Annotated in this window: 26 protein-coding genes and 1 other RNA gene; 11 read left to right on the top strand and 16 right to left on the bottom strand. The window is 55.9% G+C overall.

Annotated elements, in window-relative coordinates; genetic code table 11:
- The first annotated feature begins 7 nt into the window (after nucleotides 1–7).
- From acrB to ykgO, 3 genes are all read left to right on the top strand, one after another.
- The gene (gene acrB, locus ABFX35_RS01690) at nucleotides 8–3154 is read left to right on the top strand and encodes a multidrug efflux RND transporter permease subunit AcrB (protein ID WP_279023083.1); all 3147 of its coding nucleotides are present in this window, start codon (nucleotides 8–10) and stop codon (nucleotides 3152–3154) included.
- Between the two features lie 167 nt (nucleotides 3155–3321).
- Entirely contained in the window at nucleotides 3322–3576 is a 255-nt protein-coding gene (locus ABFX35_RS01685) for a type B 50S ribosomal protein L31 (RefSeq protein ID WP_095845579.1), read from the top strand.
- An 11-nt stretch (nucleotides 3577–3587) separates the two neighbouring features.
- Complete coding sequence (ykgO, locus tag ABFX35_RS01680; protein ID WP_073529259.1) at nucleotides 3588–3728, top strand: type B 50S ribosomal protein L36; 141 nt, start codon at nucleotides 3588–3590, stop codon at nucleotides 3726–3728.
- A gap of 101 nt (nucleotides 3729–3829) precedes the next feature.
- Here ykgO and ABFX35_RS01675 read toward each other — a convergent pair whose 3' ends face one another.
- From ABFX35_RS01675 to ABFX35_RS01660, 4 genes are read right to left on the bottom strand one after another with little or no spacing between them, the layout of a single operon-like run.
- Nucleotides 3830–4708, bottom strand: coding sequence for a metal ABC transporter substrate-binding protein (locus ABFX35_RS01675; protein WP_346078813.1), 879 nt, complete (start codon nucleotides 4706–4708; stop codon nucleotides 3830–3832).
- 27 nt (nucleotides 4709–4735) lie between these two features.
- Entirely contained in the window at nucleotides 4736–5593 is an 858-nt protein-coding gene (locus ABFX35_RS01670; RefSeq protein WP_346078812.1) for a metal ABC transporter permease, read from the bottom strand.
- On the bottom strand, nucleotides 5590–6300 hold the full coding sequence (locus ABFX35_RS01665) for a metal ABC transporter ATP-binding protein (protein WP_346078810.1): 711 nt from the start codon (nucleotides 6298–6300) through the stop codon (nucleotides 5590–5592). The genes ABFX35_RS01670 and ABFX35_RS01665 overlap by 4 nt, the downstream gene beginning before the upstream one ends.
- A complete protein-coding gene (locus ABFX35_RS01660; RefSeq protein WP_346078808.1) occupies nucleotides 6297–6536 on the bottom strand; it encodes a hypothetical protein in 240 nt (79 codons plus the stop codon). Before ABFX35_RS01660 ends, ABFX35_RS01665 begins: the two co-directional genes overlap by 4 nt.
- Before the next feature lie 182 nt (nucleotides 6537–6718).
- On the opposite strand from ABFX35_RS01660, the gene ABFX35_RS01655 reads away from it, so the two are divergent.
- The 3 genes from ABFX35_RS01655 to ABFX35_RS01645 all read left to right on the top strand — a co-directional run bounded on the left by ABFX35_RS01655 (nucleotide 6719) and on the right by ABFX35_RS01645 (nucleotide 7853).
- On the top strand, nucleotides 6719–7072 hold the full coding sequence (locus ABFX35_RS01655) for a hypothetical protein (RefSeq protein WP_279023070.1): 354 nt from the start codon (nucleotides 6719–6721) through the stop codon (nucleotides 7070–7072).
- A gap of 159 nt (nucleotides 7073–7231) precedes the next feature.
- Nucleotides 7232–7600: an Hha toxicity modulator TomB gene (gene tomB / locus ABFX35_RS01650; protein ID WP_279023068.1), complete on the top strand. Its 369-nt coding sequence runs from the start codon at nucleotides 7232–7234 to the stop codon at nucleotides 7598–7600.
- A gap of 49 nt (nucleotides 7601–7649) precedes the next feature.
- A complete protein-coding gene (locus ABFX35_RS01645; RefSeq protein WP_279023066.1) occupies nucleotides 7650–7853 on the top strand; it encodes an HHA domain-containing protein in 204 nt (67 codons plus the stop codon).
- 587 nt (nucleotides 7854–8440) lie between these two features.
- Here ABFX35_RS01645 and ffs read toward each other — a convergent pair.
- Nucleotides 8441–8537: signal recognition particle sRNA small type (gene ffs / locus ABFX35_RS01640), an RNA gene on the bottom strand.
- Nucleotides 8538–8692: 155 nt separating this feature from the next.
- On the opposite strand from ffs, the gene ABFX35_RS01635 reads away from it, so the two are divergent.
- On the top strand, nucleotides 8693–9007 hold the full coding sequence (locus ABFX35_RS01635; protein WP_279023065.1) for an MGMT family protein: 315 nt from the start codon (nucleotides 8693–8695) through the stop codon (nucleotides 9005–9007).
- A 41-nt stretch (nucleotides 9008–9048) separates the two neighbouring features.
- Here ABFX35_RS01635 and ABFX35_RS01630 read toward each other — a convergent pair whose 3' ends face one another.
- A complete protein-coding gene (locus ABFX35_RS01630; protein WP_279023063.1) occupies nucleotides 9049–9537 on the bottom strand; it encodes a YbaY family lipoprotein in 489 nt (162 codons plus the stop codon).
- A 227-nt stretch (nucleotides 9538–9764) separates the two neighbouring features.
- On the opposite strand from ABFX35_RS01630, the gene tesB reads away from it, so the two are divergent.
- Entirely contained in the window at nucleotides 9765–10631 is an 867-nt protein-coding gene (gene tesB / locus ABFX35_RS01625; RefSeq protein ID WP_279023061.1) for an acyl-CoA thioesterase II, read from the top strand.
- Nucleotides 10632–10717: 86 nt separating this feature from the next.
- Here the strand turns inward: tesB and amtB are convergent, their stop codons facing one another.
- The 5 genes from amtB to ABFX35_RS01600 all read right to left on the bottom strand — a co-directional run bounded on the left by amtB (nucleotide 10718) and on the right by ABFX35_RS01600 (nucleotide 16920).
- Nucleotides 10718–12004 (bottom strand): ammonium transporter AmtB, encoded by a 1287-nt coding sequence (gene amtB / locus ABFX35_RS01620; protein WP_121525299.1) that lies wholly within the window; start codon nucleotides 12002–12004, stop codon nucleotides 10718–10720.
- Between the two features lie 38 nt (nucleotides 12005–12042).
- A complete protein-coding gene (gene glnK / locus ABFX35_RS01615) occupies nucleotides 12043–12381 on the bottom strand; it encodes a P-II family nitrogen regulator (protein WP_002208627.1) in 339 nt (112 codons plus the stop codon).
- 357 nt (nucleotides 12382–12738) lie between these two features.
- Nucleotides 12739–14517: a SmdB family multidrug efflux ABC transporter permease/ATP-binding protein gene (locus tag ABFX35_RS01610; protein ID WP_279023057.1), complete on the bottom strand. Its 1779-nt coding sequence runs from the start codon at nucleotides 14515–14517 to the stop codon at nucleotides 12739–12741.
- The gene (locus ABFX35_RS01605; RefSeq protein WP_346078784.1) at nucleotides 14510–16285 is read right to left on the bottom strand and encodes a SmdA family multidrug ABC transporter permease/ATP-binding protein; all 1776 of its coding nucleotides are present in this window, start codon (nucleotides 16283–16285) and stop codon (nucleotides 14510–14512) included. The genes ABFX35_RS01610 and ABFX35_RS01605 overlap by 8 nt, the downstream gene beginning before the upstream one ends.
- Nucleotides 16286–16458: 173 nt before the next feature.
- Nucleotides 16459–16920 (bottom strand): Lrp/AsnC family transcriptional regulator, encoded by a 462-nt coding sequence (locus ABFX35_RS01600; RefSeq protein ID WP_279023053.1) that lies wholly within the window; start codon nucleotides 16918–16920, stop codon nucleotides 16459–16461.
- A 121-nt stretch (nucleotides 16921–17041) separates the two neighbouring features.
- On the opposite strand from ABFX35_RS01600, the gene ABFX35_RS01595 reads away from it, so the two are divergent.
- Entirely contained in the window at nucleotides 17042–18082 is a 1041-nt protein-coding gene (locus ABFX35_RS01595; RefSeq protein ID WP_346080813.1) for a PLP-dependent cysteine synthase family protein, read from the top strand.
- Nucleotides 18083–18158: 76 nt separating this feature from the next.
- Here the strand turns inward: ABFX35_RS01595 and cof are convergent, their stop codons facing one another.
- Entirely contained in the window at nucleotides 18159–18977 is an 819-nt protein-coding gene (gene cof / locus ABFX35_RS01590) for an HMP-PP phosphatase (RefSeq protein ID WP_346078782.1), read from the bottom strand.
- Nucleotides 18978–19084: 107 nt separating this feature from the next.
- Here cof and ABFX35_RS01585 point away from each other — a divergent pair, with 107 nt between their 5' ends.
- Together ABFX35_RS01585 and queC are read left to right on the top strand one after the other, a co-directional pair.
- The gene (locus ABFX35_RS01585) at nucleotides 19085–20779 is read left to right on the top strand and encodes an SgrR family transcriptional regulator (protein ID WP_346078780.1); all 1695 of its coding nucleotides are present in this window, start codon (nucleotides 19085–19087) and stop codon (nucleotides 20777–20779) included.
- Nucleotides 20780–20898: 119 nt separating this feature from the next.
- Nucleotides 20899–21597, top strand: coding sequence for a 7-cyano-7-deazaguanine synthase QueC (gene queC, locus ABFX35_RS01580; RefSeq protein WP_279023048.1), 699 nt, complete (start codon nucleotides 20899–20901; stop codon nucleotides 21595–21597).
- 25 nt (nucleotides 21598–21622) lie between these two features.
- Here queC and ABFX35_RS01575 read toward each other — a convergent pair whose 3' ends face one another.
- The 4 genes from ABFX35_RS01575 to hupB form a co-directional block, all read right to left on the bottom strand.
- Entirely contained in the window at nucleotides 21623–22036 is a 414-nt protein-coding gene (locus tag ABFX35_RS01575) for an acyl-CoA thioesterase (protein WP_279023046.1), read from the bottom strand.
- Nucleotides 22037–22175: 139 nt separating this feature from the next.
- On the bottom strand, nucleotides 22176–22538 hold the full coding sequence (locus ABFX35_RS01570) for a ComEA family DNA-binding protein (RefSeq protein ID WP_279023044.1): 363 nt from the start codon (nucleotides 22536–22538) through the stop codon (nucleotides 22176–22178).
- A gap of 138 nt (nucleotides 22539–22676) precedes the next feature.
- Nucleotides 22677–24560 carry a peptidylprolyl isomerase gene (ppiD, locus tag ABFX35_RS01565; protein ID WP_346078777.1) on the bottom strand — a complete coding sequence of 628 codons (1884 nt, stop codon included), beginning with the start codon at nucleotides 24558–24560 and terminating at the stop codon, nucleotides 22677–22679.
- Between the two features lie 176 nt (nucleotides 24561–24736).
- Entirely contained in the window at nucleotides 24737–25009 is a 273-nt protein-coding gene (gene hupB, locus ABFX35_RS01560; RefSeq protein WP_095845600.1) for a nucleoid-associated protein HU-beta, read from the bottom strand.
- Nucleotides 25010–25126: the final 117 nt, after the last annotated feature.

The raw sequence follows: 25126 nt of genomic DNA, 5'->3' as shown, positions 1-25126 counted from the left end.
GTAATACATGGCTAAGTTCTTTATAGATCGCCCGATTTTCGCCTGGGTAATCGCCATCATTATTATGTTGGCGGGGGTACTTGCGATACTGAAACTGCCTATCGCACAGTACCCTACCATTGCGCCACCGGCGATAAGTATATCCGCAACTTATCCCGGCGCTGATGCTACCACGGTGCAAAATACCGTCACGCAGGTTATCGAACAGAACATGAACGGTATCGATAACCTGATGTATATGTCTTCCACCAGCGACTCCTCCGGGAGCGTAAAAATCACCCTGACGTTTAATTCAGGTACCGATCCCGACATCGCACAGGTGCAGGTGCAGAACAAACTGTCACTGGCCACCGCCTTGCTGCCGCAAGAAGTGCAGCAACAGGGCCTGCAGGTTGAGAAATCCAGCAGCAGCTTCCTGATGGTTGCGGGCTTCATCTCCGACGATCCGACCATGACCCAGGACGATATCGCCGACTATGTGGCTTCAAACGTCAAAGATCCGCTCAGCCGCTCACCGGGCGTGGGTGAAGTTCAGCTGTTTGGCGCACAGTACGCCATGCGTATCTGGCTCGATCCCAACAAACTGAATAAATACCAGCTCACCACGGCAGACATAACGGCGGCCATCACGGAGCAAAACAGCCAGATCGCCGCGGGCCAGTTGGGCGGCATGCCGCCGGTGCCGGGGCAACAGCTTAACGCGTCGATCATCGCGCAAACCCGCCTGACCTCACCGGAGGAGTTCGGCAATATCCTGTTGATGGTGAACAGCGATGGTTCGCAGGTGCGGCTGAAAGACGTGGCGCGCATTGAGCGCGGCGGTGAAAACTATGCCGTAACCGCACGTTATAACGGCAAACCGGCTTCCGGTTTGGGGATTAAACTGGCGACCGGCGCCAACGCGCTGAATACCGCCGCCGCGGTGAAGGCCGAACTGGCGAAGCTGCAACCCTTTTTCCCACAGGGTATGCACGTCGTTTACCCTTACGACACCACCCCGTTTGTGAAGATCTCCATCAACGAAGTGGTGAAAACGCTGTTTGAAGCGATCGTACTGGTCTTCCTGGTGATGTACCTGTTCCTGCAAAACTTCCGGGCAACGTTGATCCCAACGATCGCCGTACCGGTCGTGCTGCTTGGGACCTTTGCCATCCTGGCCGCCTTTGGCTTCTCAATCAATACCCTGACGATGTTCGGTATGGTGCTGGCGATAGGCTTGCTGGTGGATGACGCCATCGTGGTGGTGGAGAACGTCGAGCGCGTCATGGCCGAAGAGGGCCTGCCGCCGAAAGAAGCCACCAAGAAATCGATGGGGCAAATTCAGGGCGCATTGGTTGGCATCGCGATGGTGTTGTCGGCGGTATTCGTGCCGATGGCCTTCTTCGGCGGTTCCACCGGCGCCATCTACCGTCAGTTCTCCATCACCATTGTTTCGGCGATGGCGTTGTCGGTGCTGGTGGCATTGATCCTGACGCCGGCGTTATGCGCCACCATGCTCAAACCGATCGCCAAAGGCGATCACGGCGTGAAAACCGGCTTCTTCGGCTGGTTCAACCGCCTGTTTGAGAAGAGCACGCACCATTACACCGACAGCGTGGGCAGCATTCTGCGCAGCACCGGGCGCTATCTGCTGCTTTATCTGCTGATCGTGATTGGCATGGCGGTGCTGTTCCTGCGCCTGCCCTCTTCATTCCTGCCGGATGAAGACCAGGGGATGTTGCTAACCATGGTGCAGCTGCCGTCCGGCGCCACCGAAGAACGCACCTCGAAAGTACTGCAGGAAGTCACCGACTACTTCCTGACCAAAGAGAAAGACAACGTAAACTCGGTGTTTACCGTCGCCGGTTTCGGCTTTAACGGTAACGGCCAGAACAACGGCCTGTCGTTCGTCAGCCTGAAAGACTGGAGCGAACGCCCCGGTGACGAAAACAAGGTTGATGCGATCGCCGGCCGCGCGATGGCCGCTTTCTCACAGATCAAAGACGGTATGGTGTTTCCCTTCAACCTGCCGGCGATTATTGAGCTGGGTACCGCCACCGGCTTTGACTTTGAGCTGATCGATCAGGGCGGCCTGGGGCATGAGAAACTGACCGAAGCGCGTAACCAACTGCTGGGCATGGCGGCGCAGCACCCGGATATGCTGGTGGGTATGCGTCCGAACGGCCTTGAAGATACGCCGCAGTTCAAACTGATCATCGATCAGGAAAAAGCCAAGGCGCTGGGTGTTAGCTTATCAACCATCAATACCACGCTGAGCACCGCGCTGGGGGGTTCGTACGTTAACGACTTTATCGACCGCGGCCGTGTGAAGAAAGTGTATGTTCAGGCCGACGCGCCGTTCCGTATGCTGCCGGAAGATATCAATAACTGGTATGTGCGCGGCACAAGCGGCCAGATGGTTCCGTTCTCCGCCTTCTCATCGGCGAAGTGGGAATACGGCTCACCGCGTCTGGAACGTTATAACGGCCTGCCGGCAATGGAAATCCTCGGCCAGGCGGCACCGGGCAAGAGCTCGGGTGAAGCCATGGCGTTGATGGAAGAGCTGGCGGCCAAGCTGCCATCCGGCATTGGCTTTGACTGGACCGGTATGTCGTATCAGGAACGGTTGTCCGGCAACCAGGCGCCATCGCTGTACGCCATCTCCATTCTGGTGGTGTTCCTGTGTCTGGCGGCGCTGTATGAAAGCTGGTCGATTCCGTTCTCGGTTATGCTGGTGTTGCCGCTGGGGGTTATCGGCGCGCTGTTGGCCGCCACGATGCGTGGCCTGAGTAACGACGTTTACTTCCAGGTGGGCCTGCTGACAACCATTGGGCTATCGGCGAAGAACGCGATATTGATCGTGGAATTCGCCAAGGATCTGATGGAGAAAGAAGGAAAAGGCTTGATCGAAGCCACGCTGCAAGCTGTTCGCATGCGTTTGCGCCCTATTCTGATGACCTCGCTGGCGTTCATCCTTGGTGTACTGCCTTTGGTTATCAGCACTGGAGCAGGTTCCGGCGCACAGAATGCGGTAGGTACCGGCGTAATGGGCGGTATGGTTACCGCAACCGTGCTGGCGATCTTCTTCGTACCCGTGTTCTTCGTGGTGGTTCGCCGCCGCTTCTCCAGGAAAACGGAAGACGTGGAGCATAGCCACCCGGTTGAGCACCACTAAGCGAATAACTCTTTAAACAAAGGCCGCGAATGCGGCCTTTTTCTTTTGTCTGCGCCGCAGACGCCAACCCAGCCTACTCACGTTGAACCCCCTCCATTTTCTGGTTGATCCGCGGCCCTTCACAGCGCATAATAATGTTATAGTATAACATCACATTGAGACCAACCATGAAACAAGGAATTCATCCACAGTACCGCACCGTGGTTTTCCATGACCTGAGTGCCGATACCTACTTCAAAGTGGGTTCTACCATCAAGACCGACCGCACCATTGAACTGGACGGCGAAAGCCTGCCGTACGTCACCATCGATGTCTCTTCCGCTTCCCACCCGTATTACACCGGTAAGCAGAAAGAGTTTTCCAAAGAAGGCAGCACCGCACGCTTCCAGCAGCGTTTCGGCCGTTTCATCAGCCGTAAGTAAGGGGATTTACCATGCAGGTTTTAAGCTCATTGCGTTCAGCAAAAAATCGTCACCCGGATTGCAAGATTGTGCGCCGCCGCGGCCGCATTTATGTGATCTGCAAATCCAACCCACGTTTTAAAGCGGTGCAAGGGCGCAAGAAAAAACGCTGATTCGCCGTGACCGTTCGATAAGGCCCGTTGTTAATACAACGGGCCTTTTTGTGCAGAAAAAAATCATGAAATAACCGCCCTGCTGGCAGGGCGGTTAGGCTTTACTTCATACTGGCGGCAATGGTTTCAACATTGTGCTTGAAGGCCTGAACATAGGTTGCCGCCGGGCCTTCGGGTTTTGACAACGCTTCCGGATACAGTTCGCCGCCGGCTTTCGCACCGGTTGCCGCTGCGATCTGTTTCACCAGGCGTGGATCGGTTTGGTTCTCGATAAAGTAGGTATGCACGTGTTCTTGTTTGATCTGTTTGATCAAACCGGCCACATCGCTGGCACTGGCTTCAGCCTCGGTGGAGAAACCCACCGGCGCAAGGAAGGTGACGCCATATTCCTGGCCGAAGTAGCCAAACGCATCGTGGCTGGTTAGCACTTTACGTTTTTCTTGCGGCACCGCGGCAAACTGCGCCTTGGCCCAGCTATCCAATTGTTCCAGCTGCTGTATATATTCAGAACCCCGCTGGCGGAAATAGCCGGCGTCTTGCGGATCGGCCGCAATCAGGGCGTTCATCACATTGGTTGCGTACTGCACGCCGTTTTTCATGCTGTTCCACGCATGCGGATCGGTCACCGTTTCGCCATCTTCTTCCATTTTCCTGGAATTAATCCCCTCGGACGTGGTGATCACTTTACCACGGTAGCCGGAAGCGCTGACCAACCGATCTATCCAGCCTTCCATTCCCAGGCCGCTGACGAACACAACATCGGCCTGCGACAGCAGCTTGCTGTCTTTCGGCGACGGTTCAAAACTGTGCGGATCGCCATCCGGGCCGACCAGCGTGGTGACCTTAACGTGCTCTCCCCCTACCTGCTTGACGATATCGCCAAGGATGGAGAAGCTGGCGACGGCATCAACAGTCTTCGCCAGCGCCAGTGGGCTCGACAACATCGCGGTAATCGCCAACGCGACGGGTAAACGTTTCATGATTTTCTCCTTGCACATAAGCACTTCTCAACGGCGCGCGCGGGCGAAAATCCCGCCTCGCGTCCCAAACAAAACCGAGATAAAGAACACCACGCTGGCGCTGAGCACAATCGCCGGCCCCGCCGGCAATGAGGCGTAGTATGACCATTCCAGCCCAACCAGGCTGGCAAGCATGCCGATCCCCATCGCCACCGCCAACGTATGCGGCAGATTCCTGGCCCAAAAACGCGCGCTGGCGGCGGGCAGCATCATCAGCCCCACTGACATCAGCGTGCCAAGGATCTGGAACCCGGCCACCAGATTGAGCACCACCAGCGCCAGAAACAGGCCGTGTACCCAGGCCAACCAGCGCGGAGCGCTGACGCGTAAAAAAGTGGCATCGAAAGATTCAATCACCAGCGCCCGGTACAACACCGCCAAGGCAATTAATGAAAAGCTGGTGATGGAACCAACCATCAACATCGCCTGGCTATCCACCGCCAGAATCGAGCCGAACAGCACGTGCAGCAGATCAACGCTTGAGCCGCGCAATGACACCAGGGTGACCCCCAACGCCAGTGAGCCAAGATAAAAGCCGGCAAAGCTGGCGTCTTCTTTGAGCGGCGTGCGGCGGCTAACCAGCCCAGAGAGCATCGCCACCGCCAGGCCGGCAATAAAACCGCCCACGCCCATCGCCACCAGAGACATGCCGGAAATCAGATAGCCGATAGCCGCCCCCGGCAAAACCGCATGCGACAACGCATCCCCCACCAGACTCATGCGCCGCAGCAGCAGGAACACGCCCAGCGGCGCCGTGCTGAGCGACAGCGCCAGGCAGGCCACCAACGCACGGCGCATAAAACCGAAGGAAGCAAAGGGATCGACCAATAAATGCAGCCACATCATTGCGCCACCGCCATTTGGCACAGCGGCGCCGTCGCCACATTCAAGCCAGGAATATGCTGCAGCACATGGTCGGCATCCCCCCAGTGGCAACAATCCGGCGTTAACAGCAACGCCAGCGGGAAGTGGTCAGCCACCATCGCCATGTCATGCAACACGGCGATAATCGTTTTCCCCTGCTGGTGCAGTTGGGCGATAACCTGCAGCAATAGCTGGATCGTCGCGCTATCAATGCCGGTGAAAGGTTCATCAAGCAGGATTAACGGAGCCTGCTGGACCAATAAGCGGGCGAACAACACCCGCTGCAGTTGACCGCCGGAAAGCTCTCCCACCGGCGAACGCACCATCGCCCCCATGCCCACGTTATCCAGGGCCGCGTGGATCTGCCGGACGGAGTCTTTGCTCAGCCGGCCAAACATCCCGCTCTGATGCCAGCACCCCATGGCGACCAGATCGTTCACCAGCATCGGGAACTGGCGATCCAACTCTGCCTGCTGCGGCAGATAGGCCAGGTGGGTTTTCTGCCGGGGGAAAATCAGGCGCCCGCCCTGCAACGGCTGTAATCCGGCCAGGGTTTTTAATAATGTGGATTTGCCTGTGCCGTTGGCGCCAACGACCGCCGTCAGTGAACCGCGCGCGAAACAGCCACTGAGTGCGGGGAATAAAACCTGGCCGCCGTAACCGATCTCGGCCTGTTGCAGTTGTATCATGGCAACTGCACCGCCCAGGCAATCGCTAACCAGAGCAACACCAGAAAGAGAGCCGCAACGCCGCAGCGCAACGCGGCAGAAGCAGTAAAGAGCGTTTTCAAACAGAACATAAACGTACCCAGTAACATAAACCACGCGTGCATATTGTTACTATATAACATCACAACATTAATCACGAGTTCAAGCGGTCCGTAACGCTTTTCTGCAACCGAACGTAACAATGGATGCGCAGCCATGGCTGGCAATAGCCGATAAACCCTCAGCAGTGATTGATACATTCAACGTAAATAGGGTTATTCGCGAGTATAAGAAGTGTTATTGAAAGTAAAAAAACATTTATTCAATAAAAAGAGTGCCGACGAAACGCTAAAAAAGGAGTAAGATAGGCACCCTTAATCGTGATGAAGCAAGATGCGCCATGTTGGTAACGCTCGACTGCCCCCTGCAATCCTCAGCACTTTCTGTTAAAAAATTAAAGGAAGTGATTGAAGACAATTTGGCTGAACTGGTTCCGGCATTGACCACTGGGTTGAGTTTTTATTCCGAAAGTGCGCGTTACGTCCCAAATTCATTAGAAATACTTGAGATTAAGCCATTGCATAACAACGAATATTCAATGCATTATTGTTATCAATGGGAGATTTTCAACGGTTGTCTGGACATCAGCGCAAAGGAAAACATCACTGATGATGTTGCCTTTACGTTTAATGATGGGAAGTTGTTATTCGATATAATCGATCGCTCACGCCCATCGACGTTCGATGAATTGTAAGTTTACGTAATAGTTACAGGCTAAGTGCGAAAAAATGATTTATATTATTATGGTCGGAGTTTTTTATTAACCGTGGTAAGCCACCTCCGTCAATGATATCAATCAGCTTACTCACAAAGTGTTATCAACACCGAAATTAAGACTTGCGGAGGGGATGATATGGATGAGTATTCGCCTAAGCGGCACGATATTGCTCAACTGAAGTTCTTGTGTGAGAATCTTTATGATGAGGGCCTGGCGACAATCGGCGACAGCCATCATGGTTGGGTGAACGATCCAACGTCTTCCGTCAATCTCCAGCTTAACGAGTTGATCGAACATATTGCTTCGTTTGTGATGAGTTATAAAATTAAACACATGGACGAAAGCGCACTGTCGGATCTGGTCGAAGAGTATCTCGACGATACTTATACCCTTTTTAGTAATTACGGTATTAATGATTCAGACTTGGGCCGCTGGCAAAAAACCAAGGCACGATTATTCAGAATGTTCTCAGGAGAGGGCACCTGTACGGCAATGAAATCTTAAGAGATAATCAACTCTGATTCTTCTCCCTGTTTTTAGATTAAAGGTTACTATGACAAAGATCGACTATTTGATGCGGTTACGTAAATGCACCAACCTTGACACGCTGGAGCGTGTTATTGAAAAAAATAAATATGAGCTTTCCAACGACGAGCTTGAGCTGTTTTATTCCGCAGCCGATCACCGCCTGGCGGAGCTCACCATGAATAAGCTGTATGATAAAGTCCCTACCGCTGTCTGGAAATACGTACGCTAAAAACATTGAGCCGATATACTATCGGCCTCAATGTTACAATTAATATCAATTTCCCTATTTATTTTACGTATTTTCCTATTGCATACGCTTATGTACCTAGCCTGGCTAAGTTCAATTAGCGCAGCGGGTTGTACGCAATACATCAGGTTGTATGTAGAGTGCTTGCAACTCGCGCCGGTGGGTCTCCTCATCAGCATTTGAATCCGCGCCAGGCAAATGTCTCCGTCGTATCCAGCACGTGAATACTTACCTAAGTCAGCGCATTAGGATTAATCCGTTATATCCGTCTTACCATTGAAGACAGTGCGGTACTGCCAGCAGGAAATATTGAGCCATTCCATATCAACTATTAGCTACGGCTGATTTTCTCACTCTTTTATCTCCTCATCAGACGCGCTATACCGGGTCAGCCATTTTGTGGCTGTAAATGTTAAGCCGCGTTTGCTATGGGAAATACAGGCCACCCAAACAAAAGCCAACAATTGATAAGCTCCACAAACGAATGTGGGCCGAAGGTGGCGCTTAAGGCACGGGCGGTTATGCAAAGACAGGAGAAGGGGATTATCAGGTGCTGAAATGGGTGGAGGCCCTGCCAGCTACATCCCGGCACACACGTCGCCTGCTGCGGCTGCTTCCTTCCGGACCTGACCGAGTTCACAAGTTAGTGTTGCGGGAGAACCAACAGGGCCTCCATTGACGGCTTCGTTATTCTGAAGCGGTGGGCATTATCGGTGATGGCCAGCCAAATAGCAAGCCAAGCCGGGCCAACCGCTGTTTTCTTACCCACTGCGCCTGTGGCACAATTTCAGGCATGATGCTAAACAGTAGGAATGTGAAACATGGAGCAGCAAGACACTTCGTTCCGCCAACGCGTATTTCAGGTGATTGCCGCCATCCCCTACGGCAAGGTCACCACCTATGGCGAAGTGGCGCGCCTGGCAGGCTCCCCGCGCGCAGCACGCCAGGTGGGCGGGGTGTTAAAGAAATTACCGGCAGGTTCAACGCTGCCGTGGCATCGGGTGATCAACCGCCATGGGCAAATTTCACAGCAAGGGGAAGATTTCCAGCGCCAGCGACAGGCGCTGCTGGAAGAAGGGATTATATTCGCCGCCCATAGCACGGTGGATTTATCCGTTTACGGCTGGCGCTGGTAACGCCCTCCCCGGCGCATACCGGGGAAGGTGATGATTTAAGGCTAGTTGGTTAACGTGCCCTGCACCGGCACGTTTTGCACCGGCACCAACAACAAGTCGGCGCGAGCACCGTTGCGGTTTAATACCTGCTGGATAGTATCGGTGATAAAGGTCATCTGCCCATTCACGGTGATCGCCGCACTCAGGATAATGCGCGCGTTTGGCTGAATATCGGCCGGGTTAAAGGGCACCACAAAGGTAAATGGCGCCTGCTGGCCTTCGGTACGGATCACCCGCTGGGCGATCACTTTGGAAGGCGCATCAGACACGGATGCATCGGATAGCGTTACCGTCAGCACCGCATCGGGCGGCAGCGCCACGCGCTGGCGGATATTCACCGTCCCGGTGACCGCCGGGCCACGGATCTGCATCTGCTGCGGCGTTGCCGGGCTGCCGGCCGTCGGCGTGGGAACATCCCCACTTTTCTGGGCGCACCCAGCCAAAGCCATAGCCAGTAGCGCAGCACCGCTCGTCAATTGCCAGAGTTTCATGGTTCAGCCTCCTTTTTATTATCAATGCGTTGGCGGTTTTAACCGCCTTAAATATTAAAGTTAGCACATTATCCTGATAACACACGGACGTTCGATTCTTAATCGTACAACCCGCTGATTACACGGGTAATTAAACACACGCACTTTTGCCACGCAACGCGGTATATTGACGAGCGGCTACCCATTTCCGCACACTGCGCCAGAGACAAGAAATAAAGGATGAATGCATGAGCCAGGCATTGAAAAACCTCCTCGATCTGCTCGATCTGGAGAAAATAGAAGAAGGGCTGTTCCGCGGCCAAAGTGAAGACCTGGGCCTGCGCCAGGTATTCGGCGGCCAGGTTGTCGGCCAGGCGCTGTATGCCGCCAAACAAACGGTGCCGGCTGAACGCACGGTGCACTCATTTCATAGCTATTTCCTGCGCCCCGGCGATAGCAGCAAAGCGATTGTCTACGATGTGGAAAACCTGCGCGATGGCAACAGTTTCAGCGCCCGCCGGGTCAGCGCGATTCAAAACGGCAAGCCGATCTTCTACATGACAGCGTCGTTCCAGAGCCAGGAAAGCGGCTTTGAGCACCAAAACACCATGCCGGATGTACCACCGCCGGAAACGCTGATGTCGGAATCCGAGATCGCGCAGAAAGTCGCTCACCTGCTGCCGGAAACGATCCGCGATAAGTTCACCGGTCAAAAACCGATTGAAATGCGCCCGGTTAAATTCCATAACCCGCTACAGGGCAGCGTGGAAGAACCCCACCGCTACGTTTGGTTCCGCGCCAACGGCAGCATGCCGGACGATCTGCGCACCCATCAATACCTGCTGGGCTATGCGTCTGACTTCAACTTTTTACCGACCGCGCTCCAACCCCACGGGCATGGCTTCCTGGAACCCGGCATGCAGGTTGCCACCATCGATCACTCGATGTGGTTCCATCGCCCTTTCCGCCTGGATGACTGGCTGCTGTATGCGGTAGAAAGCCCTTCAGCCTCCGGCGCGCGCGGCTTTGTGCGCGGCCAGTTCTATACCCGCGACGGCATTTTGGTCGCCAGTACGGTGCAGGAAGGCGTTATCCGCCGCCATTCGGCGGAATAAAATAGCAAAAGGGCGATGTCACCATCGCCCTTTTCTATCGTTATATTTTTTTATTAAATATTCAGCGCACTGCCCATCTTCAATGTTTATTCGTTGTAGGCGCTCTCACCATGGCTGTTGAGATCCAAGCCTTCGCGTTCTTGATCTTCCGGTACACGCAGGCCAACGATAGCACCCGCAACCTTGAAGGCGATGAACGCGGCCACGCTTGACCATACCAGAGTAATCACTACGCTAACCAGCTGCACCCATACCTGATGGCCCATGGTCACGCCTTCTGCGTAGCCAGTGCCGCCCAGAGAAGAAGCGGTAAACACGCCGGTCAGGATACAGCCAACGATACCGCACACGCCGTGCACACCAAACACGTCACAGGTATCATCCACTTTCAGCCATTTTTTCAGCGTTACCACACCCCACAGGCCGGCAATGCCGCCCACCAGGCCGATAATCAACGCACCGCCAACACCCACGGTACCCGCAGCCGGCGTAATCGCAACCAGGCCAGCGATACAGCCGGAGCTTGCGCCCAGCAGTGAAGGCTTGCCGCGCAGGATCCATTCCGCAAAGGTCCAGGACAGGATGGCCCCAGCAGTTGCGATAACCGTGTTCAGGAACGCCAGAGCGGCAATCCCGTTCGCGGCGCTGGCAGAACCGGCGTTAAAGCCGAACCAGCCGATGTACAGGATAGTTGCACCGGTGAATACCATCGGCAGGTTATGCGGTTTGAACGCTTCTTTACCAAACCCGGCACGTTTGCCCAACAGGTAAGCGCCAATCAGGCCAGCACTTGCCGCATTGATGTGCACCACGGTGCCACCGGCAAAGTCCAGCGCGCCGTCGGCAGCCAGGTAACCACCGCCCCACACCATGTGAGCGATCGGCAGATAGGAAATGGTGAACCAGATCGCAGCGAAAATCAGCACTGCGGAGAAACGGATACGTTCAGCAAACGCACCGATCACCAGCGCCACGGTAATGCACGCAAAGGAGCATTGGAACGCGACGTGAACCATTTGGCTGAAGGTGCCGGTCAGGCTTTCCACACCAATACCTTTCAGCAGCGCCGTTTGAAAACCGCCGAAGAACGCATTGCCTTCGCTGAACGCCAGGCTATAGCCATACAGCACCCAGAGCACACAGATCATCGCAAAGGTCACGGCGACCTGAGTCAGCATAGACAATATGTTTTTAGAACGCAGCAAACCGCCGTAGAACAGCGCAATGCCAGGCATAGTCATGAACAGCACCAAAGCGGTGCAAATCATCATAAACGCGTTATCACCAGTATCTGCCACTGCCGGAGCCGCCATGGCCAAAGAAGGAGCCATAGTCAGCGTACCCAGGCCCAACATGGATAAAAGTTTTTTCATTATCAATCCATCCCCATTTACTTAACTGAGCCTGTGATTTACAGAGCTGCTTCGTCTGTTTCGCCTGTGCGAATACGAATAACACGTTGCAATTCGGCAACGAAAATTTTGCCGTCACCAATCTTACCGGTGTAGGCCGCCTTACTAATAACATCAATAACTTCATCCAACTGATCGTCGGCGATTGCGATATCAATCTTAACTTTAGGTAAGAAGTTGACGCTGTATTCGGCTCCACGATAAAGCTCAGCATGCCCCTTCTGGCGACCAAACCCTTTCACTTCGGTTACGGTCAGCCCTTGAATACCCACAGAGGATAGGGCTTCACGCACGTCCTCCAGTTTGAATGGCTTTATCACCACGGTAACCAGCTTCATATTGCCCCCTCCACGAATTAAGCTCAAACTCACCCTTGTACGGGGGTATTAAAGCAAAGGTTATGCCACAAATAATTTTGCGCAGAATTTCAGCAAATTAACCGTTGGAGAGGCAGCCAAAGGCACGGTAGGGCGTGCGCGGTGTTGGCCGTTGCCTGCAAAGATTCGCTAACGCGCACCAAAACGGTGCATCGTGTGCCATAAAAGCGCATGCCGGGGCGTTTAAGGGAGAGAATGCTTGATCGTGGTGCGTGGGCATTTTTACGGTGCGCCGCGCGGCCAGGCGAGGCATTGATTTCCTCTCCTGCCGGAGAGGAAATCGCGCTGACAAGTGCGAACCTGAAGTGACGACAGGCCCTATACGGGCTGGGAGTCCTCCTGCATTGCGGCGGCCAGCTCATCCCCCACCAGTTGCAATTGATACATCTGATAGTAGCGGCCACGTTGCGCCAGCAGCTGCTGGTGCGTCCCCTGCTCGACTGCGTGGCCGTGGTGCAATACCAGGATGGCATCCGCATCCACAATGGTCGACAGGCGGTGAGCAATCACGACCAGCGTCGTCTGTTCACGAATCAGGCCCAGGGCACGCTGAATCGCCTGTTCCGTGCCGGAATCAATATTGGCGGTGGCTTCGTCGAGGATCAGGATCTGCGGCGCCTGCACCAGGACGCGCGCCATGGCCAGCAACTGCTTCTGCCCGACCGACAGGTTGTTCCCCTGTTCCCCCAGGCGGGTATGGATGCCCTCGGGAAAACCGCGCACCAACTCGGCAAGTTGCACCGTCTCCAGCGCCTGCCAGACCGCCACTTCACTGATATCGCGCCCCAGCGTGACGTTGGCCAGCACTGAATCGGCGATAACCACCGGATCCTGCTGCACCATGGCCACGCCCGTGCGCAGCGCCCGGTGCGACAGGCTGGGCAACGGCCGGCCGTCCAGCCGCACCTCGCCCTCATTGACCGGATAATAGCCCATCAGCAAATTCGCCAGCGTGCTTTTACCACTGCCGGTGTGGCCCACCAGCGCCACAAAGCCGCGGGAAGGCACCCGAAGCGAGATATGCTGCAAGACCGGCTTATCATGACGGTAGGCAAAGCTGACGTTAGCAACCTCGATGCTACCGCTGGCCAACGGCCGATCGTCAGCACCATAGCTTTGCTGGCGGCGATCCATCAATTCAAAGATGCGCTCACCGGCAACCACCGCCTGCTGCAGCATGGATTGCTGCGACGTCAGCGCGATCAACGGCTCATTCAAACGCCCAAGGTAACTGATAAAGGCATACAGCACCCCCACGCCGATTGTGCCTTGCCCCCCCAGGCTGAACAGCATCAACAAGCCGCAAAGCACCATGGCGGAAAACAGGCTGAGCAACGGCCGCAGCAGGAAACCGTCAAGGCGCAATGTCTGCATACGCGCGAAGTAATGCGCGCGGCTGGCGTTGTTCATTTTCTCACTGAAGCGGGCTTGTTGACGAAACTGCTGGATAACGCTCATGCCGTTAATCACTTCGTTGAAGCCATTGTTGATATCAGCCAGATAGTGGCGCACTCGCCGGACGATCGGCGTGCTGTAGTATTGGTATACCCACATCACTACGATCACCGCGGGGAAAATGCAGATCGCCACCAGCGCCATCCGCCAGTTAAGGCCAAACATCGCTACCAGCATCGCGCCGATCAACGCCGCGCTTTTCAGCACGGTGGAGACGACCGTGACATACAAATCCTTGATGACTTCGGTGTCGTTGGTCACGCGCGAGATCAACTGCCCCACCGGCTGAGTATCAAAGGCGCTGAGCGGCTGGCGCAAGGCCGCGTCCATCACCTCGGTGCGCAAGCGCTGCACTATGCCAACCGCCGCCCGGTTGAACAAAATGGCCTGAAAGTAATGCAACGCCGCCGCCAGCAGTTCCAGCAACACATAGGCCACCGCCAGCCCGGCGGTGATCATCACCGGCAGATTTCCTTTGGATACATAGCTATCAATAAAATAGCTGACCAAAATCGGCCCGGCGACTTCGGCCGCCGCGGCAATCCATAGCATCACCACTGCCAGACCCAGCATTTTACGGTATGGCGATCCATAGGCCAGCAGCCGTTTCAGCGTCGGCCACTGCTTTTGCACATTATTCATTCGCTACCTTTTCTTCCACGATGTCGGCAACATCATCCAGCGCCGCTTCCAACTGCTGGTAACGGTACATGTCGCGATACCAGCCGGGCTGGGCCGCCAACTCGCTATGCACATCGCGCTGCACCACCGTGCCATGCTGCATCACCAGGATCTCGCTGGCTTCCGTCAGCGCCGAGAGGCGGTGGGCGCTGATGATGACCGTGCGGTTTTTCCCCCAACTGCGCAAATTGTGCAGGATCTGGTGTTCGGTGCGGCCATCAACGGCGGAAAGCGCATCATCCAGAATTAAAATTTCAGCTTCCAGCAGCAGCGCACGCGCAATAGAAATACGCTGCTTTTGCCCGCCGGAGAGCATCACCCCGCGCTCGCCCACTTCGGTTTCATACCCTTGCGGCAGGCGCAGAATGTCGTCATGAACCCTGGCCAGGCGCGCCGCCTGTTCGATTTCCTGCTGCGTGGCCCCCGGCTTACCCAGGGCGATATTGTTCGCCACACTGTCAGAAAACAGGAACGGCGTTTGGCTCACCACCGACAGGCGCGAACGCCATGCATCCAATTTCAGCTGCGTCAGCGGCAGGCCGTTGTAGCTGATCTGGCCGTCATCGATATCAAACTGGCGCTGGATCAACGCCAGCAAGGTGGTTTTTCCCGCGCCGGTGGGGCCGCATAACCCCAACATTTGCCCGGGCGCCAGGTTCAGCGCCACATCATGCAGCGCCGGGCGCGAATTTTGCGGATAGTGGAAGGCACGGATGTCCACAGCCAGAACGCCGCGCCCGGCGGGCAGATCCTGTTCGCCATCCTTTACCACCGGCGCATCGTCCAACAGGCTGCGAATTCGGCTATAGGCGGCGCTACCGCGCTCAACGATATTGAACATCCAGGCCAGAGCCAACATCGGCCAAATCATCAGGCCAAGGTACATCACAAAACTGGTCAACTGGCCCAGCGTTAGCGTGCCCTGCACCACCATCCAGCTACCGCCGCCCACCGCCAGCAGGTTGGCCGCACCGATAGCACTGTAAATGGTGGGATCGAACCTGGCGTCTATCCGCGCCACCTGCATGTTCTTGGCGCCGGTTTGTGCCGCCACTTCGGCAAACTGGCTCGACTGGCGATCCTCCAGGCCGAATGCCTTGATCATGCGGATACTGGTCATACTCTCCTGCGCCTGATCGTTCAGGCTGGAGAACGCCGCCTGGGCGGACTTAAAGCGCTGGTGCAGTTGATCGCCATAATAATTGATGATAATCGCCATCACCGGCATAGGGATCAGCGCCAACAGGGTCAGTTGCCAGCTGATTTGCGTGCTCATCACCACCAACACCGCCAGCCCCATGACCAGCGAATCCACCAGCGTCAACACCCCCTCGCCGGCGGCAAAAACCACGCGATCCACATCATTGGTGGCGCGCGCCATCAGATCTCCGGTGCGGTGGCGCAGGTAGAAGGAAGGGTTCTGGCGGCTAAGCTGTTGATAAAGGCGCTCGCGCAGTTCAACCGCCAGTTGATAAGCCGCGCCGAACAACAGCACCCGCCATACATAACGCAGCAGGTAAACCACAATCGCCGTGCCTAACATCAGCCCCAGCCATGCCATCAGCATGCCGGTGGACATCTGCTTTTGCGTAATGCCATCGACGATAATACCCACCAGCTTGGGCGGCAGCAGTTGCAGTATCGCGATGATGATCAGTAGCGCCACAGCCCCCAGGTAGCGGCGCCATTCACGGCGGAAGTACCAGCCGATTTGAGCAAATAATCTCACGCAGTTTTATTCCAGAAGATAGTGGTTTAGTTCCTTTGATTCGGCGAACGGCGCCCGGCCGCGGTACATTTGTCTCTTGCCGGGGTTACCTGCCCATCTCGCGCAGCGCGTAGAGGCCCCCACGTTTTAGCGCAGTAGAATACCATTGTTAACCGGCCAGTTTGTTGAACTTTTCACTCCGCCAACGGCAGTGCGGTAGTGTATTTGATTTTTTCCATCGCGAAGCTTGAAGTCACATCAATCAGCCCCGGCACGCCATTCACCAGGCGCTTGTAAAAATTGTCGTAGCTCTTCATATCAGCCACTTCCACCTGCATCAGATAATCGTATTCCCCGGCCATGCGATAAAATGCCAGGACTTCGGGCATTTGTCGGGTGAACTGCACAAACGCCTGATACCAATCACTGCTGTGCTGCTGGGTTTTAATCAAAACAAACGCCGTTAGCCCAAGGCCCAGTTTATCGCTGTCCAGCAGCGCCACGCGCTTGCGGATGTATCCTTCATCTTCCAGGCGCTTTAACCGTTTCCAGCAGGGGGTTGACGTCAGATGCACCGCATCGGCCAGCGCCTGCAGCGGCTGTGTGCAATCCTGTTGCAGCAGGTTTAACAACTTACGGTCTGTTTTATCCAACATAACGCCACTCCAGAGAAAAATTTTCTCCATTTAGCCAAAACTGTAGGCTAAATGGCAACCTTTTTCCCTGATGGAAACGCTATGCTAGCCCACATAACCTTCCCTATTCTGAGGCCTGATGATGACAAACGCTTGGGTAAAATATGCGATCGGCGAAATAGAAGCGGATTTCCAACGCTCAGCCGATACGCACCTGATCCGCCTGAACTTGCCGAACTTCCCCGGCATTAACCTGTACCTCAAGGATGAAAGCACGCACCCCACCGGTAGCCTGAAACACCGCTTAGCGCGCTCGCTGTTTCTTTATAGCCTGTGCAACGGCTGGATCACGGAAAACACCACGATTATCGAAGCCTCGTCCGGCAGTACCGCGGTATCCGAAGCCTATTTCGCCCGACTGATCGGCTTGCCGTTTATCGCCGTGATGCCCTCATCCACCGCACGCCGTAAGGTGGAACAGATCACCTTCTATGGCGGGCGCTGCCATTTTGTCGATAATTCCGCACAGATTTATGCCGCCTCGGAAGAATTGGCCAACACGCTCAATGGCCATTACATGGATCAATTCACCTACGCAGAGCGGGCCACCGACTGGCGCGGAAACAACAATATCGCCGACAGTATTTTCCGCCAAATGGCGCACGAACCTTTTCCGGTGCCCAGACACATTGTCATGAGCGCTGGTACCGGCGGCACCTCCGCCACGCTGGGGCGCTATATCCGCTATAAGGGCCATGACACTCGGCTCACCATTGTGGATCCGGAAAACTCGGTATTTTATGACTGCTACCACCGTGGCGATCGCTCACTGACCGCCAACTGCGGCAGCCGGATTGAAGGTATCGGCCGCCCGCGCGCGGAACCGTCGTTCATCCCCTCGGTAATCGATGACATGCTGCGGGTGCCGGATGCCGCCAGCATTGCGACGCTTTACTGGCTGGCCGAGGTGCTGGGGCGCAAGGCCGGCGGCTCTACCGGCACCAACGTTTGGGGGGCGCTGCAGTTAGCGCAGCAAATGCGTACCCGTGGCGAACAGGGGGCGATCGTCACCCTGCTGTGCGACAGCGGGGAGCGTTATCTGGATACCTACTATAATCCGCAGTGGGTCAATAGCCACATTGGGGACGTAGAACCTTATCTGACACAGCTCCGCGCGCTGTAAGCACATAACTTAACAGCTTAATAAGTTGAGATAAAAAAGCCGGGCGAGCGAACCCGGCTGGCTGGAATGGGCTCCGTCATACGGGGGTATAGGGGGAACCAGATGCGCTCAGCCAATGCTGCAAATAATGGGCGACCGCCTGATGTTCACAATGGCCGATAACCTGTAGCTGCGGTAGCTGTGCCTTAAGCTGTGGCAATGCATTCCCCATCACCAGGCCACAGCCGACCGCGGCCAGCATCTCTTTGTCATTCATGGCATCGCCAAACGCCATGCAGTCTGCCAGCCGCAGCCCAAGGTGCTCCGTCAGGCACGCCAGGGCCGAACCTTTGTTGCAACCGTGCGGCAACACATCCAGGCAATCATAAGCCGAAAAACAGACGTCAATCCTGGCGCCAAAATGCTGAAGCAGCCGGCCCTGCAGCGAGATTAACGCCTCATGTGGCCCGCAGAAGCAAATCTCACTGTTGCCGAAAGCCGGTAAACGGCGCAAATCCGCCAACTGATAACTAAAACCGCTCAGATGGTGTGCTTCCAGTATGCCGGGCACCGCTTGGTCGGTTAACCAGCCTTCGTCACGGAATACGTGCGTACTGGTTTGGGCCCCCCAGTCACTATGCAGCAGCTCTTCCGCTACGTCGGCGGCCAGATCGGTTGCATGCAACTGCCAGCCGTCGCTGTCGTATACGCGCGTGCCGTTACCGGTTATCAAATACCCCTTCAGGTCAAGCTGCACCATGATCGAGCGGGCATCCAAATAGTGCCGCCCGGTGGCGAAGGCCAAAATAACGCCGCGTTCGATCAACCGGTTCAACACGGCCAGGGTTTCATCCCCCACGCGGTGCGCCGGCGTCAGCAGTGTGCCATCCATATCAAAAGCCGTTAGACGATACATAGAGCCATCTCTTAAGAAGTGTGAGCAGGATTACAATCACTGCAGTATGAGGTGGTATTTGCGGAAGTAATAGTGAACAATTTTTCAAAAGCCTTCCGGATTTCACTATGCGCCTGGTGCACCGCCTCTGCCAGTATCAACGCCTGTTTCAACAATTCGGCACCACTCCGGCCAGCGTGACCGTCAGCAACGTGGCGGCGATACTGTATTGCAGTGAACGCCATGCCCGAACCCTGGTACAACAGCTGCAGACACAGGGCTGGCTTAGCTGGCAGGCCCAGGCCGGGCGCGGCAAACGCGCGCAGCTACAGTGCCTGAAAACCCCGGATGAACTGCGCGCCAGCCACCTGCAACGGCTGCTGCAAACCGGCGACCACCAGGGCGCCCTGATGATGGCTCAGTTGGCGCCGCAACACCTGCAGGATTTGCTCAGCCCCTATCTTGGCGGGCAATGGCTGGCGGGCAGCCCGACGCTGCGCATCCCCTATTATCGCAGACTGGAAGCGCTCGATCCGCTCACCCTTACCGGCCGCGCGGAACAACACCTGGTTTCGACACTGTTTGCCGGCTTAACGCGGTTTAATACCGGCAACCCCGAACCGGCGCCGGATCTGGCGCACCATTGGCAAGTCGACCGCGACGGCCTGCGTTGGCGCTTTTTCTTGCGCAGCCAGTTGCGTTGGCATAACGGTGAAAACCTGACCGGCCAGCAGTTGCTGCAAACGCTGGAAAAACTGCGCCATCACCCACGTAGCCAGGCAAATTTAAACAGCGTGGCGGCGATCACCCTGCCCCACGCGCTATGCCTGCAGTTTGATCTACACACGCCAGATTACTGGCTGGCACACCGCCTGGCGGAATATCCGTGCCTGATACCCCACCCGCAAGAGCCGACGCTGGGCGCAGGGCCATTCAAACTGGCCCTGAATGAGCCACATCTGATACGGCTGGAGCAGCACCCGTTCTACCATCTGCAACACCCGTATCTGGAACGCATCGAATACTGGATCACCCCCGAGCAGCCGGGCGGCGCCAATTGCCATTATCCGGTAAGGATCACCATTGGCCAGCAGGAGGATCTGGCGCAGGCCCGCCCGGTGCAGCGCAGCCTGAGCCCTGGCTGGTGTTACCTGGCGCTTAACCTGCAGCGCGCTACCCTGAGCGAAGCCCAGGGCAAAAAGCTGCTGATGCTGATCCAGCAATCGAGCCTGCTTAATAACCTGCCCATTCCCAACGGGGTGATTACCCCTTGCCAGGAAATGCTGCCCGGTTGGCAGATCCCACGGCACATTGCAGATGAAACGGTCGCGTTGCCGCGCAGGCTGGTGCTGCTTTACCGCCCGCCGATGGAGCTGGAGGCGGTCACCCTGGCGCTTCAGCGCCTATTGGCCCAGCACGGCTGCACCCTTGAGATCCACTACTTCGCTGGCAAGCGCTGGCAAAGCGAAGAACAGGTGGCACAGGCCGATCTACTGCTGGCCGATCGGCTCATCGGCGAAGCGCCGGAGGCGTCGCTGGAAAGCTGGTTGCAACAGGATGTGCTCTGGCGCGGCATTCTGCCTACGGCATGCTGGCGCCACCAACGGCAAACGTTGCGCCGCATCCAGCAGCAGCCTGCGCCACTAGCGCGTTTCCACCAGTTGCAGGCCTACTTTCAGCACCTGATGGCAACGGCCACCATCACGCCGCTTTTCAACTACCAGTACCAGGTGAACGCCCCGCCGCATATCCATGGCGTCACGCTGACCGCCTACGGCTGGTTTGACTTCAGCCAGGCGTGGCTGCCACCGCCGGGCACATAGCCGCGAGAACTGCCGGGCATGCAGGGCAAGGGCACATCTGCTACCATAACAGCCGCCATTTTCTACTCCGGCCGCCCGAATGTGCATCGGGAGGGGCCCATACCAATAAGGTTAATTGAATGAAACGTGCTGTCGTCGTTTTCAGCGGTGGACAAGACTCCACGACTTGCTTAATCCAGGCACTACAACACTATGATGAGGTTCACTGCATCACCTTCGATTACGGCCAGCGCCACCGTGCTGAGATCGAAGTCGCTCAGCGGCTCGCCCACCAACTGGGCGCCAAGGCGCACAAAGTGCTGGACGTGAACCTGCTCAATGAATTGGCGATCAGTAGCCTGACCCGCGACAATATTCCCGTGCCGGCCTACGGCAGCGAACAACCCGATGCGCTGCCGAGCACCTTTGTGCCGGGCCGTAATATCCTGTTTCTGACGCTGGCGGCCATTTATGCCTACCAGGTTGAAGCCGAAGCGGTGATCACCGGCGTATGCGAAACCGATTTTTCCGGCTACCCCGACTGCCGCGACGCGTTCGTCAAGGCGCTCAACCACGCCGTGGTGCTGGGTATTGCGCGCGATATTCGTTTTGAAACGCCGCTGATGTGGCTGAACAAAGCGGAAACCTGGGCGCTGGCCGATTATTACCACCAGTTGGCGCTCGTGCGCCAGGAAACCCTGACCTGTTATAACGGCATTCAGGGCGATGGCTGCGGCGAATGCGCCGCCTGTAACCTGCGCGCCAACGGGTTAAGGCAATATCAGGAAAACCAGGCGGCCGTGCTGGCGAGCCTGAAGCAAAAAACCGGGCTGGCCTGAAGCAACCGAACCGGCACCATGGGCACTACGCCCCACTGCTTTGCTGCGTGAGCGCCAATAGGTGCTCACGCAGTTCCCCTTCGATGGGCAACGCCCGCTGGGTGCGCAGATCCACACACACAAAGGTTAACAACGCATCCGCCACCCGCTCCCCTTCCGGCGGCCGGGTGATGCATTGGCTCAACACCCCGCTTTTGCCGTTCAGTTGCTCAACCTGGCTATCGATCAGCAGGGTATCGCCCAATAGCGCCGGTTTGCGGTAGTTGATATTGATGTTCACCACAATAAAGGCAACGTTGTTGGCCGCCAGCCACTGAAACGCCGCCAGTTCATCCAGCCACGCCCAGCGTGCTTCTTCCAGGAACTCCAGATAGCGCGCGTTATTCACGTGCTGATAGACATCAAGATGATACCCGCGAACTTTGATCGAGGTTTGCATAGCCAGAAGCCACTCCAGTTGAGGATAAGGCAATTGGGCGCCGCCTGGCGGCACCGGCAGCACGAAACAGGTACGACCTGTAAAATGTAGCAAAAGAACGCGGCTGCCAAGGCAGCTTGCCATACAGCCGCGATCGCGATCACAGTTTCAAACGGGCGCGGTTGCGCTCAAATAGCGCCGGGCCGATCCCTGGCACCTCCTGTAATTGTTCTATCGCCGTAAATGGGCCGTTCTGTTCACGGTAGCGCACAATGGTTTCGGCTTTTTTCAGCCCAACCCCCTTCAGCACGCTGGCAAACTGCTCGGCGCCCGCCGTATTAATACTGACCAGTGCATCTTCTTCAGCAGCGCCGGCCGCCGCTTCATGCTGCGCCACCGGCCGATCGGGCGCGTTATCCTGCGCGCTGGCCGGCACGCTGAACAGGCCAAGCAGCAGGGCGGCAAACAGGGCTTTCAGATTAATACGCGGGCAGTGCGCCGCTTTTCTTTCATTCGGTTGCATGCTGTATCCTCCTTGTGTTTAACAGCACGGCTACCTTGCCGCAGCGGCTGATGGGCAACAAGTGGCAGACGCCAGATGTGGAAAAGGCCGCGAAAGCGGCCTTTGGTTATTACATTGCGTTGCAAAGAAATGCGGAGATTATTGCGGCGATTGTTCCGCAGAACCCATCTTAATCTTGGCCTCGGTGCGCAAGTTAGCCAGCAGCGAGTCAAAGGTCACGCCAGTGGCGCTTTCTTGCATTTTCTCAGCAAAGGTTTTCATTTCGTTTTCCGGCAGGGTGCCCGGTTTCACCGCATCCAGTGCAATCAGCACCACATTGTCCTGGCGATCCTGCGACATACCATAAACCGGCTTGCCCTCTTGCGGGTGTGGCAGAGCGAACACGCTTTCCACCAGCGGGCTGTCTTCCGGCGCACGCGCCATCTTCTGCACGCTGCCGAAGCTCAGGCCAGCAGCTTTCATTGCCTCATCGCCTTTGCCCTGCTTCAGTTCAACCAGCAGTTTTTCACCCTGCAGTTTGGCTTCCTGCTCCGCTTTGCTGCGTTTTACCAGTTCGGCAACCTTATCTTTCACGTTGTCGAACGGCTCAATCCCTTCAGGCTTGTGGCCGGTAACGCGAACCACGAATGCGCGATCGCCTTCAACGTTAATCACATCGGAATTGCTGCCTGGCGCGCCGTTTTCACCGATCAGCGAACCGTCGAAGATTGCCTGGGTCAACTGTTTGAAGTTCAACGCCGCCGGTACGTTATCACGCGTGAACCAGCCGGTTTCAACCGCTTTTTCCCCAGCGGCTTCTTCTGCGGATGCCAGGGATTCATTATCACTGGTAGCCGCTTCACTGACCTTCTGTTGCAGCGCGTAGTAGGCATCCACCGCTTTTTCCTGCTTCACCTGCTGTGCGATGGCATCACGCACTTCGCTCAACGGTTTGATCTGCTCCGGCTGAATATCATTGAGGCGCACAATCAGGTAGCCAACGGAAGAGGCTACCACGCCCGAAAGCTGCCCTTTCTCCGTCAGGTTAGCCTGCTTAAGCTCATCCGCCGTGGTTTCCGGTTCCAACCAACCCAACTCGCCGCCGTTACGGCTGGAGATGATGTCGGTAGACTTTTCTTTCGCCAGTGCGGCAAAATCAGCGCCGCCTTTCAACTGCTCCAGGAGCGCCTTTGCTTCGTCTTCGGTTTTCACCTGAATGATGCTGTAGTTTTTGCGCTCAGGCTGGCCATAGCTGCTCTTATGCTGATCGTAGTAGGCGGCGATTTCCGCATCGGTCGCGGCCTGTTTATCCTGCATTGCCGCCGCATCCATTGGGATATAGCTGACTTTCACCTGCTCTGGCGCGATAAAGCTGTTCTTGTGTTGATCGTAGTAGGCGCTCAGTTCATCATCGCTTGCCGCCTGTTTGGCGATTAACGCTTGCAGATCCAGCGTTGCCAGCCGCACGTCGCGCTCTTGCAACACCAGTTCAGCCATGGCCTGGGATTCGGCAGGCAGTATAAAGCCGGAATTCGCCACGCCCTGAATCACCTGCTGGTTAACCAGTTGCTGGCGCATGTACTGTGCGAAGTTTTCCGCGCTGTAGCCCATCCGGCTAATCAAATCGAGATATTTTGCATTATCGAACTGGCCGTTGGTCTGAAAATAAGAGGCCTTACGGATAGCGTCCTTGACCTGATCGTCGCTGATGCTCAGGCCCAATTTTTTGGCGTATTGATCCAACAGCATGTTGTCAATCAACTGTGACAGCACCTGGCGACGCATCTGCTGCATGTAGCCTTCGTTACCCGCCAGCGCAGAGAACTGGTCACCCAACTGCTGCTGCATGCGGCTGCGTTCACTCTGGAAAGCCTGCTCCAGTTGAGCACGTTCGATCACCTGACCATTGACTTTCGCTGCATAATCGCCGGAACCACCGATCAGGTAGTTGCCCACGCCGGTCAAAACGAATGACACGATAATCAAGGCCAGAATGATTTTGAGCACGACGTGATTAGCTGCCGCGCGTAAATTGTCCATCATAGTGTGACAACACTCCGCTGTGATGTGGATTAAAAGCCCTTGCGCAGGCGCGTTCCCTGCAACAAAAATAAAAAAAGCGCACCGTTTCGATGCGCCTTATATCTTACCTTACCAACTCCGTTGCGTCAGGTGATTGTTTGTCAAGAAATCGCTGACGCGACCGGTAGATGTGGCGATCAGTTTACGGCGTCTTTCAACGCTTTACCTGCGCGGAAAGCCGGAACTTTGGCCGCAGCAATTTTGATCTCTTTACCGGTTTGTGGGTTGCGGCCAGTGCGGGCTGAACGCTCACGCACGGTAAATGAACCGAAACCTACCAGAGCCACGTCATCCCCTTCCTTCAAGGATTCCGTAACGGATGCAATGATTGCATCTAAAGCACGCCCAGCTGCCGCTTTCGAAATATCAGCATCTGCGGCAATTTTGTCGATCAGTTGTGACTTATTCACTCTACCATCCCCTCTAGAATTCTATCGTCGCACCGAAAAATCCCTACGGTTGCGACAGCGCAGCTGTTATTCAAACCCGTCAGGCCCGGATAACCTGCCACAGCGTGGCATAACGTG

This window comes from Gibbsiella dentisursi (assembly GCF_039539505.1).
Classification (GTDB): Bacteria; Pseudomonadota; Gammaproteobacteria; order Enterobacterales; family Enterobacteriaceae; genus Gibbsiella; species Gibbsiella quercinecans.
This window is presented reverse-complemented; position numbering and strand designations above follow the sequence as displayed.